The organism is Rhizobium sp. L51/94 (assembly GCF_019355555.1).
In the GTDB taxonomy this organism is placed as follows: domain Bacteria; phylum Pseudomonadota; class Alphaproteobacteria; order Rhizobiales; family Rhizobiaceae; genus Rhizobium; species Rhizobium rhododendri.
Window position 1 is genome coordinate 101282 of the sequence record NZ_CP072145.1, and the last position, 12370, is coordinate 113651.

The 12370-nt window shown below is 56.0% G+C and carries 9 protein-coding genes, 3 pseudogenes and 1 other annotated feature; of the genes and pseudogenes, 6 read left to right on the forward strand and 6 right to left on the reverse strand.

Annotated elements, in window-relative coordinates:
• Positions 1–8 precede the first annotated feature (8 nt).
• Positions 9–503 carry a YcaO-like family protein gene (locus J5274_RS27840; RefSeq protein WP_219276370.1) on the reverse strand — a complete coding sequence of 165 codons (495 nt, stop codon included), beginning with the start codon at positions 501–503 and terminating at the stop codon, positions 9–11.
• 54 nt (positions 504–557) lie between these two features.
• Here J5274_RS27840 and J5274_RS27845 point away from each other — a divergent pair.
• A protein-coding gene (locus tag J5274_RS27845) for an IS3 family transposase (RefSeq protein ID WP_219275748.1) occupies positions 558–1786 on the forward strand; the annotation gives its coding sequence in 2 pieces (ribosomal slippage) (positions 558–852 and positions 852–1786; 1230 coding nt in all).
• Positions 839–955: a sequence feature (AL1L pseudoknot), on the forward strand. (Overlaps the previous gene by 117 nt.)
• On the opposite strand, the gene J5274_RS27850 is transcribed toward J5274_RS27845, so the two are convergent.
• Positions 1750–2400, reverse strand: a complete 651-nt coding sequence (locus tag J5274_RS27850) for a YcaO-like family protein (protein WP_219276315.1) — start codon at positions 2398–2400, stop codon at positions 1750–1752. The genes J5274_RS27845 and J5274_RS27850 overlap by 37 nt on opposite strands.
• A gap of 1304 nt (positions 2401–3704) precedes the next feature.
• On the opposite strand from J5274_RS27850, the pseudogene J5274_RS27855 reads away from it, so the two are divergent.
• Positions 3705–4253, forward strand: a pseudogene (locus J5274_RS27855) (Tn3 family transposase); the annotation flags it as partial.
• Between the two features lie 97 nt (positions 4254–4350).
• On the opposite strand, the pseudogene J5274_RS29215 reads toward J5274_RS27855, so the two are convergent.
• The 4 genes and pseudogenes from J5274_RS29215 to J5274_RS27865 all read right to left on the reverse strand — a co-directional run.
• Positions 4351–4584: pseudogene (locus tag J5274_RS29215) on the reverse strand (cation transporter); the annotation flags it as partial.
• Positions 4581–5660, reverse strand: a complete 1080-nt coding sequence (locus J5274_RS27860) for an IS630 family transposase (protein ID WP_111223089.1) — start codon at positions 5658–5660, stop codon at positions 4581–4583. The gene J5274_RS27860 and the pseudogene J5274_RS29215, both read right to left, overlap by 4 nt.
• A 69-nt stretch (positions 5661–5729) precedes the next feature.
• Positions 5730–6061, reverse strand: a pseudogene (locus J5274_RS29220) (cation transporter); the annotation flags it as partial.
• 285 nt (positions 6062–6346) lie between these two features.
• Positions 6347–6640, reverse strand: coding sequence for a hypothetical protein (locus J5274_RS27865; RefSeq protein ID WP_219276316.1), 294 nt, complete (start codon positions 6638–6640; stop codon positions 6347–6349).
• A gap of 617 nt (positions 6641–7257) precedes the next feature.
• Between J5274_RS27865 and repA the strand changes: the two genes are divergently transcribed.
• From repA to J5274_RS27885, 4 genes are all read left to right on the forward strand, one after another.
• Positions 7258–8475: a plasmid partitioning protein RepA gene (gene repA / locus J5274_RS27870; RefSeq protein ID WP_219276317.1), complete on the forward strand. Its 1218-nt coding sequence runs from the start codon at positions 7258–7260 to the stop codon at positions 8473–8475.
• Complete coding sequence (repB, locus tag J5274_RS27875; RefSeq protein WP_219276318.1) at positions 8472–9470, forward strand: plasmid partitioning protein RepB; 999 nt, start codon at positions 8472–8474, stop codon at positions 9468–9470. Before repA ends, repB begins: the two co-directional genes overlap by 4 nt.
• Before the next feature lie 195 nt (positions 9471–9665).
• Positions 9666–10988: a plasmid replication protein RepC gene (gene repC / locus J5274_RS27880; RefSeq protein WP_219276319.1), complete on the forward strand. Its 1323-nt coding sequence runs from the start codon at positions 9666–9668 to the stop codon at positions 10986–10988.
• A 161-nt stretch (positions 10989–11149) separates the two neighbouring features.
• The gene (locus tag J5274_RS27885; RefSeq protein ID WP_219276121.1) at positions 11150–12337 is read left to right on the forward strand and encodes an IS701 family transposase; all 1188 of its coding nucleotides are present in this window, start codon (positions 11150–11152) and stop codon (positions 12335–12337) included.
• Positions 12338–12370: the final 33 nt, after the last annotated feature.

Sequence of the window (12370 nt, forward strand, 5' to 3'; positions counted from 1 at the left end):
AGTTACTCCTATGCGAATGGATGGAGCATTGTGTTGATCGAAAAATTCGAGGGTAGTCCCAATACTGCTGCAAGTTGGGAAAGCCGTGACCGGTCAACCGTATGGTTTTTATATCCATGAGTTAAGGGCTGGAGTCCCGGCGCAAGGCACCGCACGACATGGAACCCAATCGACGATACGTCAGGCGTTGTGATGTCTACGACGTAGCTGTCGATATTGTGGGTCGCTAAATAGCCTAGGTGTCTTTCGTAGCTTTTTGGGAAAGGCTCCGCGCTCTTTGAAGGAACCATATCGCCAGAAAAGAAAAATTCGACGTCGCTGGCCGCGCCCGGCTGGGCATAGAAATCTGCATGATCCAGAAAACTGTCAACACTCTCGATCGGCAGACTCGCTTTCACCTTTTCTCGCCTGTTGATCAGCGAGATGCAAATCTGAAGAGCTTCGATTAACGCCTTCGCTGCCGCTTTATCTCGCTCACCGTTTGCGCAAGCCCCTAAAGCGATATGAACCGCACCGGGTTTGCCGGAGGCTCCAACTTCTGAGAGAGTGGAGCCATCATGAGCAAGACAACGAACAAGTTTTCACCTGAAGTCCGTAACCGTGCCATCCGTATGGTGCTGGACCACGAAGCCGAGCATCCATCACGCTGGGCTGCCGTTTCATCTATTGCGGCCAAGATCGGCTGCTCGCCAGCCACGCTGCACGAATGGGTCAAGAAGACCGAGGTCGACAGTGGTAAACGAGTAGGCCTGCCGAGTGATGTCGCCGAGAAGATGAAGGCTCTTGAGCGGGAGAACCGAGAACTTCGCCAGGCCAACGAGATTCTGCGCAAAGCTTCGGCCTATTTCGCCATGGCGGAGCTCGACCGCCCCTTCAAGCGATGATCTCGTTCATCGACGAACACCGTGGTGTGTTCGGGGTCGAGCCGATCTGCAGACTGCTGCCGATCGCCCCGTCAACCTACTACGAGAATGTCGCCAAACGCCTGGACGTGGATCGCCTATCGACCCGCGCCCGCAGCGATATCAGTCTGAAGATCGAGATACGTCGTGTCTTCGAGCAGAATTTCCGCGTCTATGGCGTTCGCAAGGTCTGGCGGCAATTGAAGCGTGAAGGCTTCGATGTCGCCCGTTGCACTGTCGCCAGGCTTATGAGGTCGATGAGCCTGCAGGGGATCATTCGAGGAAAGCCGGTCCGCACGACGTTCTCGGACAAGACGGCTCCGAGCCCGCTTGACCGGGTCAACCGCCAGTTCAAAGCCCCAGCACCAAACAGGCTGTGGGTTTCGGATTTCACCTATGTCGCCACCTGGCAGGGTTTCGTCTACGTGGCCTTTGTCATTGACGTCTTCGCTCGTCGCATCGTCGGCTGGCGGGCGAGCCGGACGGCACATGCAGGCTTTGTCCTTGATGCCCTTGACCAGGCGCTTCATGATCGGCGTCCAGTTCATGGCGGCGGCCTCGTGCATCACTCGGATCGCGGCGTTCAATACGTGTCCATCCGGTATTCTGAGCGGTTGGCAGAAGCTGGCATCGAGCCGTCTGTCGGAAGCGTCGGCGACAGTTACGACAACGCCCTCGCCGAAACGATCAACGGTCTCTACAAGGCCGAGGTCATTCATCGGCGCGGACCATGGAGGAGCTTCGAGACGGTAGAATTCGCCACCCTGGAATGGGTCGACTGGTTCAACCATCGACGGCTTTTGGAACCCATCGGGAATATACCGCCAGCCGAAGCTGAAGAGCGGTATTACGCCATGCTGGACGAACCAGCCATGGCCGCATAACTTAAACGAAATAGCCTCCGGCAAACCCGGTGCGGTTCAATACCAAATCCTTCCGGGCCGCCGAGCGTGACCTTGCCCAGGATTGTATAATCTGGGGCATCAATCGAAAGGTCAAAAAGCTCTGCTTTCAAAGGCCCCCCTCGAAACATTTCCAGGAGTCGTTTGTCTGCGCCCTGAAATCCCACGGCTTCGGGATCCAATTTCGGTGGGACAGCCCTCAACATCCACCGGGCCATAAAACAGTCACGTTCGATGAGTTCCGACAGAGCTGAAGAAATTGCATGGTCTTTGGTCCGACCCGCAGCTAGTCCGGACGACGTCGTCTGGTGAAATCTGTCTGCTCTATTGGCAGTTGGAAATGCCAGCCATACCAGCGCAGCGGGAACGAACGCCGGCTTGCCGGTCTTAAGGTTGTAGGCCTCCGTCCAATGCATTGCTTGAGCGGGATCAAATCGATAGCGGTCATGCTCTTCGATCTCATCATTATAGCCGACCCAGAGCATAGGATTGACGGCCGACTCGCCGAGTTCGTTGTACGACGCGAGAATGATACGATCTTCATCCGCATTGACCGCGCAATACCGTTCAACCCCTTCGCCGAGCATTCGCCACATCGCGTCTTCGTAAGACAGTCCGCCACCGGCAACGTGATTGAGGCGCTCGGTGTATCGAACCGGCGGCCCTGACGTTCGGTAAAAGTAAGGAGCGGCCAAGGTCCCTGCATAGAGAAAGGTCGGCGGGAAGCCAGGAGGCACCGGTCTCCGGTTTACCTGCGTGATAATTCCGCAGTATGGATCTACAAGTGCCGAAATTGCGTCGTCGAGTCGATCTAGCATAATATCCCTCGACTAGCTTTTGGGACCGCATGACGGACAACGAGGAATCTTAAGAATTCGATGTTTTTTGAATTCGTTGCTGAAAATGTTTCCAACATAAAAATGGTTGTACGCGGCGTCTTCGACGCCAAAAGCCAGCCGAGCGATTTGCCCAAGAACCCGGTTCGGTGCTGAGGTTTTTTTACAAAGGAATTGGATAGTACTTTCTGGCATTGGCATTCTCGTTTTTCCTATAATGCCAATTCTTATTTTCTTCGCTAATGCCCTCAGTTCGCAAACTCTCGGAGTGTGCATGCCGGCAGCGGTGCAATGGCTGGTTTCGACATTGATTTGAAATACCTCCCTCGGATGTGGTGGTTGAGCATGGACGGCCACAAGATAATGCGAAATGCGGCAGTGCCGCCACACATCTCTCCAGATTCGGTCAAGCAAAGGGCTCTAATCATAAATAGCATCCCTTTCTGAACAGTCGGCCGATCCTTTGATTGGCCCGATAGCCTGAAGGATCTGAAATGACCCCTGCCCGCTTCCGAGAATGCCTACGCTCAATCCGCTGGACTTCTGTCGACATCGTCAACGCTCTGCAGTGCGACCTGGCCTGGATCGAAGGACTGGAGAGCGGGGAGATACGGATCCCAGAGGACGTTGCCAGCTGGTTGGACAAGCTTGCGTGCTTTCATGCTGAAAACCAGCCACCCACAACCTGCCGAGCTGGAACTGTCTATCCCAGAATGTTGATGGACGTTGGGCGACCAAACGCTAGCCAAGGCTAGACGGTATGGCCACGCGGCATCGACATCATCCGAATGAGGTGAACCGGTCTTGACTCTCAACATATCAAGCGGGTATGGGTTACTCCCACGTTCCACTATTGTAGATCGTGCTCGTTGACCGAGCTCGCCCCCCCCTCTTGCCGCCACCCAGCCCCGCATATTCTGTCGTCGGGTTTCGGGACCGCAGCAACCAGATGACTTCTATGTTGCCGTGGGTCTCTCAGATGTCGGGTTGGAGGCCGTCCTTTCGATAAGCCGTCATTGGGGACGAGACGGCGGGTTGCAAAAATGCAGCACTCGCGGACACCGAACACGATCGAGCGGATGGAATTGGCGGCGCGGGCCATTGCCAGGCGGCGTGCCGAAACTGACTTGCTCTCGAATCTCGATCCGGAAAAGCTGCAAAAACTCGATAGATTGTTGGATGTCGATCCCGCGATCGGCCATACGTGCTTTCACTGGCTGAAATCTTCCCCGGAGGCTCCCGGAGCGGTGAACCTGGTCGGACTGACAGAGCGCATTGCGTTCCTGCGCACGCTCGGGATCGAACCTCGCTTACAGGCTCGCATCTCTTCCGGACGGTGGGATCAGATGGTGCGGGACGCCACGCCGGCTTGGCTTGCCAGCGACTTCAGTGCCGATCGTTGGCGCGCGATGATCGTGGCGCAGATCGTTAGGCTCGGCCAGAAGCTCACTGATGATGCGGTGATGATGTTCATCAAGCTGTTGGGCCGCCTGTTTTCTCAAGTCAACAACCGGAAAAAGCAACGCCATATGAATTCCCGCCCGGAAACATCGAAGGCGTTGCGACTGTTCCTCGACACGATCCTTGCCTTGCAGGTTGCCAACGATAACGATGCCAAACCCTTTTCGCTTCTGCATTCATAGCAAGCAGAGCTTGTAGCCTATGTGGGTGGTTCAAAACCCAACTGGATGGGCTCCGAGGCTTTGTTGGCTATGCTCCCACAGTGAAACGGCGTTCTTCCTTGGCGGCTTTGAAGACCTGCGCAGCATCAGCGTTCATTGCGGCAATGCCAATCCCAACGATGAGATCTGGCCACGCCGACGACCAGAGAAACGCAGTAATGAGCCCTGCTACGATGACTCCAATGTTGGCGATCGCATCGTTTCGCGCAGACAAAAAGGCTGCCTTGGTGAGACTGCCGCCATGACTTCGGTACGGTGCTAGTGGATGGAATCTAACGCCTGGTGCCCGCGTTTAACGGCGGCGATGATTTTGTCGGGATCGGCGGTCCAAGTGAAGGGCTTTGGCTTTTTGTTGTGCTCAACGAGGAAACGGTTGATGGCGGCCTGGAGATCGACGACGGAATGGAAAACGCCGCGTTTCAGACGCCGCTTCGACAGCCTGGCGAAGAAACCCTCCACCGCGTTGAGCCATGAGCTTGAAGTCGGAGTGAAGTGGAAGGTGAAACGCTCGTGACGGTCGAGCCAGGCTCTCACCTTGGGATGCTTGTGGGCAGCATAGTTGTCGAGGATGACGTGGACGGCCTTGTCGTCCGGCACCTGGGCGTTAATGGCGTTGAGGAAGCGGATGAACTCCTGATGACGATGACGCTGCATGTTGCGGCCGATGACGGTGCCGTCGAGCACGTTGAGGGCGGCAAACAGCGTGGTTGTGCCGTGCCGCTTGTAGTCGTGGGTCATGGTGCCGAGCCGACCCTTCTTCATCGGCAGGCCCGGCTGGGTGCGGTCGAGCGCCTGGATTTGGCTTTTCTCATCGACCGACAACACGACGGCGTGGGCTGGCGGATCAACATAGAGGCCGACAACGTCTCGCAGCTTGTCGACGAATTTCGGGTCGTTGGACAATTTGAACTGCCGCCACCGATGAGGTGCGAGGCCATGCGCTTTCCAGATACGCCTGACTGCGCTGGCGCTGATGCCGGCGGCCGTCGCCATCATGTCGGCCGTCCAGTGCGTCGTCTCGCCCGGCGGATCAGCCAGCGTCAGGGCCACCACACGCTCGGCGACATCGGGTCCGAGCCGCACAATACGCGACGGCCGCGTCTTGTCGCGCAGGAGACCCTCGACGCCTTCTGTGGCGAAGCGCTCTTGCCAGCGCCATACGCAGGTCTTCGATTTGCCGGTCTGGCGCATAATCTCGACAGTCCCGACGCCATCGGCACTCAGCAGGATGATCTCGGCCCGCCAGACGTGCTTTTGGGGCGCATTGCGATCCCTGGTCAAGGCCATCAGGCGTTGGTGATCTGTTGGCGAAACGGTGAACGATATTCCTGTGCGCATGCGCCAGACTCGCATGCCAACCCAGCAAATGGAATCCCATACGGGACTCTTATGTCAGGCGGTAACCACTAGAAGGAAAGCGCAAAGGAGGTTGACGATCAGAGCGCCAGCGCCCGTCACGGTCAGGGACAGGGGGTCAGGCGGTGAGAGAAACTGAAGCTTGCTCCAACCGGTCGACAGTGTTGCAAGCCCCGGCACCATCAAAGTGTTGCCAGCAGCATTCCGAGCCTAGCACGATTTTGAACGCTCCAACCCAGCCCGATCAAAATCAACAGATTGACCGAGGCGTCCTCAAGGAAGTCCAAGCTGTTAGCGAAGAGGGAAACTGATCCAATGGAAACGGCCACGCCGAATTCGATCCCGAAGTAACCGATGTTGAGCGCCCCGACCCATCTAACGATTCTTGCAAGGTCGACATTGCTACGTCGGGCCGTCGCCTCTAGGCGGGGTCGGGTCGCGCCGCTTCAGTTAGCGCGAAGGAGGCAAAGTAGTAGGTGCCCGACGGCCACAAGCGGACGTCCCCCAGTCTTTCATGTAGAGCGCCTCGACCGACGTGCAATATCCACAAGGGTTCGTCAACTTGGCGAACCCTTGCCTAGTGCTCAGACGATGGATCGCCAACGATCTTTCGCTTATCCAGACTAATTTATACGGTGGTCTCAGGTTAGGGGCAGGCCGGACTAGCTCTACTCATTCTGGCCCGGCTCGCTGTCGACCACAATTTCAACCAAGCTGCGGGTTGGGATATCAAGGTTTTCTAGCTCAAATAGAAAAAATCCTTCAGCTTCCGGACCGGATTGGGTTGGGTAGATGATCCAATCCTTATAGACCTTAAACTTGATATTTGTTGCATCAGGGCGATAAACAGTTGCAGCAAGCTTAACGTTCACTGGCAGATCAGTTGTGCCCTGAACGATAATCATCGTGCCGGAGCGGCCTGTTATTCGATATATGTCCAAGACTTCACGCAACTTAGTCATTTCCCCTAAAATGCCTTAAGCGTTCTCAACGATGATTTTTCCTCACCCAGTGGTTCTGCGCGCTGCCTGCGTTCGTCGCAACGCCTCTTGCACCGTCACTCTCTGATCTGGCTCCAACGAGTCGCTTTGAGCCCGCTGGTCATACGAGACAGTGCAGCGTTCGATCATCTTTTGATACCGCGTAGAGTCACGAAATCCTTGTTGGCTGTGCGGATTATTTCGAGATTGCCCGTTGCCGCCTTGGTCCGCAACGATGACTTGGTCAAAGCGCCTTTGAAAAATGGCTTTGCAGCCGCAGCAAGTGGCAAGGGGTCGTCGTCCTCGATAGCGTCTATAGGCTGGCTGGAAGAACACATCGTCCTGGTAAGAATGTACGACCACGTAGCCGCGAGCTTCTGCCTTAACGAGCGATTCTCTCTGGTTTAAGAGGTGACGTCATTTGCCTCGCACCAAGGCGAAAACAATTGTCAGCTGACAATCTAGCTAAGTAACTGAATTCTAAAAGTCTTTATGACAGTGAAAAATGGTAAAGTTGCGTTAATCAAAAACAACTTGACGAAGAGGTGCGCTATGAGATCATTTGCGGAAATTAGAGCGAATGATCGGGTTTACCGTGAATGGCGAATAAGACCGCAAAAAGTACAACAGTCGAAAAAATTCAGCGTGTTTCGATTGATAAAACTATTGCTGATGATGCTGCAAAATTAAGTAGCAATCTTCAAGAGCTGTCCGCGCGCTTATTTTCGCCTGATGCCCAAAAAGCGCTGCGTCGCTTCAGTAGCACGGAGGCTGCTAAATTACTCGGTGTAACCGACAGCTACGTGCGTCACTTGGCCGCTCAGGAAGACTCCGTTACGTCCGAAAAAACGTCTGCTGGGCGCCGAACGTTTTCTCTATCCGAGATCAACACAATACGGCAGCTCTTGGGCAAGACCAAACCCGCATACTTGGCTGGCCGTCGAGGGGCAGACCATCTCCAAGTTATAGCGGTGACCAACTTCAAGGGTGGCTCGGGTAAGACAACGACGTCGACCCATCTAGCACAATACCTCGCCCTTAGGGGCTATCGCGTGCTTGCAGTCGATCTTGATCCCCAGGCATCGATGTCGGCTATGCTCGGCTATCAGCCAGAATTTGATGTTGGCGAAAATGAAACATTGTTTGGCGCGATCCGATACGATGAACTCCGGCGGCCTGTACGGGAGGTTGTTCGCGAAACCTATTTTCCGGGTCTGGACCTTATTCCTGGAAATCTGGAGCTCCACGAATTTGAACACGACACTCCTAGAGCCTTGGCCGAACGAAACGGTTCTGAGACAGACATGTTTTTCATGCGTGTCGGTAATGCCCTTGCCGACCTTTCTGACCGATACGATGTCGTTGTCATCGACTGCCCGCCGACGCTAGGGTTTCTAACGCTTTCCGCGCTATGCGCTGCCACGGCTGTGTTGATAACCGTGCACCCACAGATGCTTGATGTTGCATCCATGAACCAGTTTTTGGCAATGACTTCCGACCTCTTGTCGGTGGTGAAGGGGGCCGGGGGTAATCTCGAATATGACTGGATGCGTTATCTGGTTACGAGATATGAGCCAAACGATGGTCCACAAGCTCAGATCGTCGCGTTTCTCCGTAGCATGTTCGGGGAACGCGTCCTGACATCAATGATGGTGAAGTCTACGGCAATTTCTGATGCTGGCCTGTCAAAGCAGACGATTTATGAAGCTGCACGGGAGTCAATGAACCGGCAGACGTATGATCGCGCCGTCGAGGCTATGGATGGCGTCAACCTTGAAGTCGAAGCTCTTCTCAAGAGCTCATGGGGGCATGCATGAAAGGCCGAGACATACTCAAAAATATGGTCAGCACCGCTGGTGCTGAAACATCTAAGGTGGCCGGCCCGGCTCAGCTACAACACAAACCGGCGGGTGCAGTTCGGGCTATGAACCTGTCTCTCGGCAGGCTCGGCGATGAAGCTGCGGCGGCTAAAGAGTTGCGATCCGTGCTGGCAACTGGCGACAAAGTAGTCGAGCTGAACCCGCAGCAGATCGAGGCGTCATTCATTCGGGACCGTATTCCGACTGAAAATGATGCTGCCTTGGATGAACTGATAACATCAATGCGGGATAGCGGCCAGCAGGTTCCTATTCTGGTGCGGCCACACTCGACAAAGGAAAACCAGTACCAAGCAGCTTACGGGCACCGCAGATTACGTGCGGCTATTGTTCTGGGGCGGCCGGTGAAGGCCATTGTGCGTCATCTCACGGACGAGGAGCTCATTGTTGCGCAGGGCCAAGAGAATGGCCCGCGTGTCGATCTTAGTTTTATCGAGCGTGCCCTGTTTGCAAAAAGACTTGAGCAGCATGGTTTTGACCGCGAACGAATTTGCCAGGCCCTTTCTGTCGATAGGCCTGAGACCTCGCGGCTTTTACAGGTCACTGACTCGATACCAATAGATATCATCCTTGCTATTGGGCCGGCCTCAAAAATCGGGCGTCCGCGTTGGTTGGCATTCGCAGAATTGTTGAAGGACGAAACAACATCGGCTCGGATCGCGGATGCCATTGGCGAACCTCAGTTCGCGGCGATCGATTCGAACGAAAGATTCGCTCAATTGTGGGTAAAGGCGCAAGGAGCAAAAGCATCAAGGAAACCTACCGTAAGTAAAATTCGAACGCGCAAAGGTGTGGTTCTCGCGTCGATGGAGCGAACCGCTAAAGGCACTAAGATTACGGTTACATCAGGAGGGTTCGGAGAGTTCATAGCCGCTCGAATGACTACTCTTGTCGAGCAGTTTGAGAAAGAAAACCCTTCTGAAGCAGAGCTTTAGGTCAATTGTCAGCTGACAATTGGAGGATAACCAGGAGATCAAAACCGCAAAAGAAAAAGGCCCCCAAACGTTGCCGTCGTGGAAGCCCTTCTCGTGTCTAGCAGCTAGAGAATCGCATTTCCCGGAATCACTGTCAAGAGTCTTGGCGCCGTTTGGTGAGCAGATTTCTATTGCCTTATTGAAGGTGACGAGAAAATGCAGACAGGAAGTGTGACGACGCCCTTTGGGCGGCGGCCGATGACGCTTAGCATGCTGGCAAGCCAGTACAAGGCCAACGACATCGCGCCGGAACAGTCCGTCGACAAGTGGAAGATCTTTCGTGCGCTCTGCGAAGCAAAGCCGCTGCTCGGCCTGTCCGACAGGGCGCTGGCGGTGCTGAACGCGCTGCTGAGCTTCTATCCGGGCAATGAGCTCAGCGCAAAGCACGGCCTCGTGGTCTTTCCCTCCAACGCCCAGCTGTCGATCCGCGCCCACGGCATTGCGCCGGCAACGCTGCGCCGCCATCTGGCTGCCCTGGTCGAGGCCGGATTGCTGGTGCGCAAGGATAGCCCGAACGGCAAGCGCTTTGCGCGCCGTGACGGGGAGGGGGAGGTCGACCAGGCGTATGGCTTCAATATCGCTCCGCTGATTGCTCGTGCCGATGAGATCCAGGCATTGGCAGCGCAGGTCACCGTCGACCGCGCCCTGTTCAGGGCGATGCGCGAGCGCCTGTCGCTCTGCCGGCGTGACATTGCCAAGCTGATCGAGACGGCTCTGGAAGAGGGTGTGCCGGGTGACTGGACGATGGTGCATGGCCATTTCCGCGATCTCGTGGCTCGGATCCCGCGCTCTCCCGACATCCATGACATCACCCCTATTGTCGAAGAGATGGAGATGCTGCGCGAAGAAGTGCTCAACCTGTTGGAAGTTAGGATAAATGTGCAAAATATGCACGGCAATGAGTCCCAAGCTGAGCGCCACATACAGAATTCAAACCCCGACTCTAACTCTGATCTTGAACCAGCTTCGGACAAGAAACAGGGCGAAACATCGGAAATTAAACCACAGGCGCCGGATATGCCGATGGGACACACGACTGCAGCCGATGAGAGCGGCGAGCGCAAAAGCGTGGCGGATGCCCGTTTGGTGAAACCGCGAAGGCTGGCTGTGGCCGGCAGAGATCAACCGGGGCTGAAGGCGTTTCCGCTCGGGCTTGTGCTGCAGGCCTGCCCGGAAATCCTGTCCTACGGCCCGGGTGGCAGTATCGGCAGCTGGCGAGACCTGATGGCGGCGGCCGTCGTCGTCCGCTCGATGCTGGGGGTCAGCCCCAGCGCCTACGAGGAGGCCTGCGTCATCATGGGGCCCGAGAATGCGGCGACCGTCATGGCCTGCGTGCTGGAAAGGGCCGGCAGCATCACGTCGGCCGGCGGATATCTGCGCGACCTCACCCGCAGGACAGAGCGCGGCGAGTTCGCCATCGGTCCGATGCTGATGTCGCTCGCAAGGGCCAATGCCGGCAGACGCGAGCGGACAGGGTGAGGGGGAGGGGTAGAGTGACCGGGGGATACAGCGGATCGTCTCTCAGAACCCATCCGTAATGCTTCGGGCTAAACTGGGGAAGACGTTTCTCAAGCTAGTACTACAGTTGCGTTTACATTCAAATTGTGATTCACTTCCGATGTTTGATGGGAGGGATTTCGATGTCTGTCGCGGGTTGGTCCGGTTCAGTGGTGGCATGGCAGCAGGAACTCGATACACTGAAGCAGCGGCTAGGCGCGGTCTTTGGTCGACGTGAACTTCGGGCATCGGCGAGTGCCTTCCTAGATGGTTTGTTGTCTGGAGTTGAGCGCAAGACCGGCTGGTTAATGGCCGAACAGGCAGGGCTGGAGAGCCCCTATCGGATGCAATCGCTGTTGGGGCGCAGCCAATGGGATGCCGACAAGTTGCGCGACGTCGTTCGCACGTATGCAACAGAGGCACTTGGCGATGAGGACGGCGTCCTTGTGGTCGATGAAACAGGATTCCTGAAAAAAGGCACACACTCTGTCGGCGTCGCACGACAATATTCGGGCACGGCTGGACGTATTGAGAACTGCCAGGTCGGCGTCTTTCTTGCCTATGCAAGCCGTTTTGGTCAAACCCTGATTGATCGGCAGCTTTATTTGCCCAAAGACTGGAGCGAAAGCGAAGCGCGTCGTGCTGCGGCTCATATCCCACAGCAGCAAGCCTTCGCGACCAAGCCGACCATTGCAGCCAAGCTCATTGCCGATGCGCTCGATGCTGGCGTGCCTTGCGCATGGGTGTTGGCTGATGCACTCTATGGATCGGATTCCAAGTTACGCCGTATGCTGGAAGGCCGCGGCCAGCCGTATTGTCTGGCAGTTCGTTCCAATCATCGCCTGCGCTTTGTCCGTGAGCAACACTTCGAGCAAACTGATCCGGAAACAATGGCTGCGGAACTAGACGCGGGAGCCTGGTCCAGTCATGCAGCCGGAGAAGGTGCCAAGGGCCTTCGGCTCTACGATTGGGCACGTATTCCTTTGAGCTCTCGTCCTGATGGGCAATGGGAACGTTGGCTTCTCATCCGTCGCAACCGGCGCGAACCCGACGCACACGCCTATTATTTTGTCTTTGCGCGTGCTGGTACAGAACTGAGCGAGTTGGCGGGTGCCGCCGGGCTGCGATGGACAGTGGAGGAGTGCTTTCAGCGCGCTAAGGATGACCTCGGCCTGGATCATTGCGAAGCACGCTCGTGGCATGGCTGGAACCGACACATGACACTTGTCATGGCTGCCGCAGCTTTCCTCGCCAAGCTCGGCGCTGATCTACGCCGCGCGGCTACTGGCAAACCGAACGAAAGGAGTCCAAATCCTCCAATCGCCGCCTGACCCGCACACTCGCGTTATTGCCGACCGTCGCAG

Excerpts from the sequence above, each read along its gene's own strand:
- J5274_RS27850 (WP_219276315.1), bottom strand. The coding sequence starts at position 2,400 with ATGTGGCGAATGCTCGGCGAAGGGGTTGAACGGTATTGCGCGGTCAAT.
- J5274_RS27860 (WP_111223089.1), bottom strand. The coding sequence starts at position 5,660 with ATGCGCACAGGAATATCGTTCACCGTTTCGCCAACAGATCACCAACGC.
- J5274_RS27865 (WP_219276316.1), bottom strand. The coding sequence starts at position 6,640 with ATGACTAAGTTGCGTGAAGTCTTGGACATATATCGAATAACAGGCCGC.
- repA (WP_219276317.1), top strand. The coding sequence starts at position 7,258 with ATGGCGAATAAGACCGCAAAAAGTACAACAGTCGAAAAAATTCAGCGT.
- repB (WP_219276318.1), top strand. The coding sequence starts at position 8,472 with ATGAAAGGCCGAGACATACTCAAAAATATGGTCAGCACCGCTGGTGCT.
- repC (WP_219276319.1), top strand. The coding sequence starts at position 9,666 with ATGCAGACAGGAAGTGTGACGACGCCCTTTGGGCGGCGGCCGATGACG.
- J5274_RS27885 (WP_219276121.1), top strand. The coding sequence starts at position 11,150 with ATGTCTGTCGCGGGTTGGTCCGGTTCAGTGGTGGCATGGCAGCAGGAA.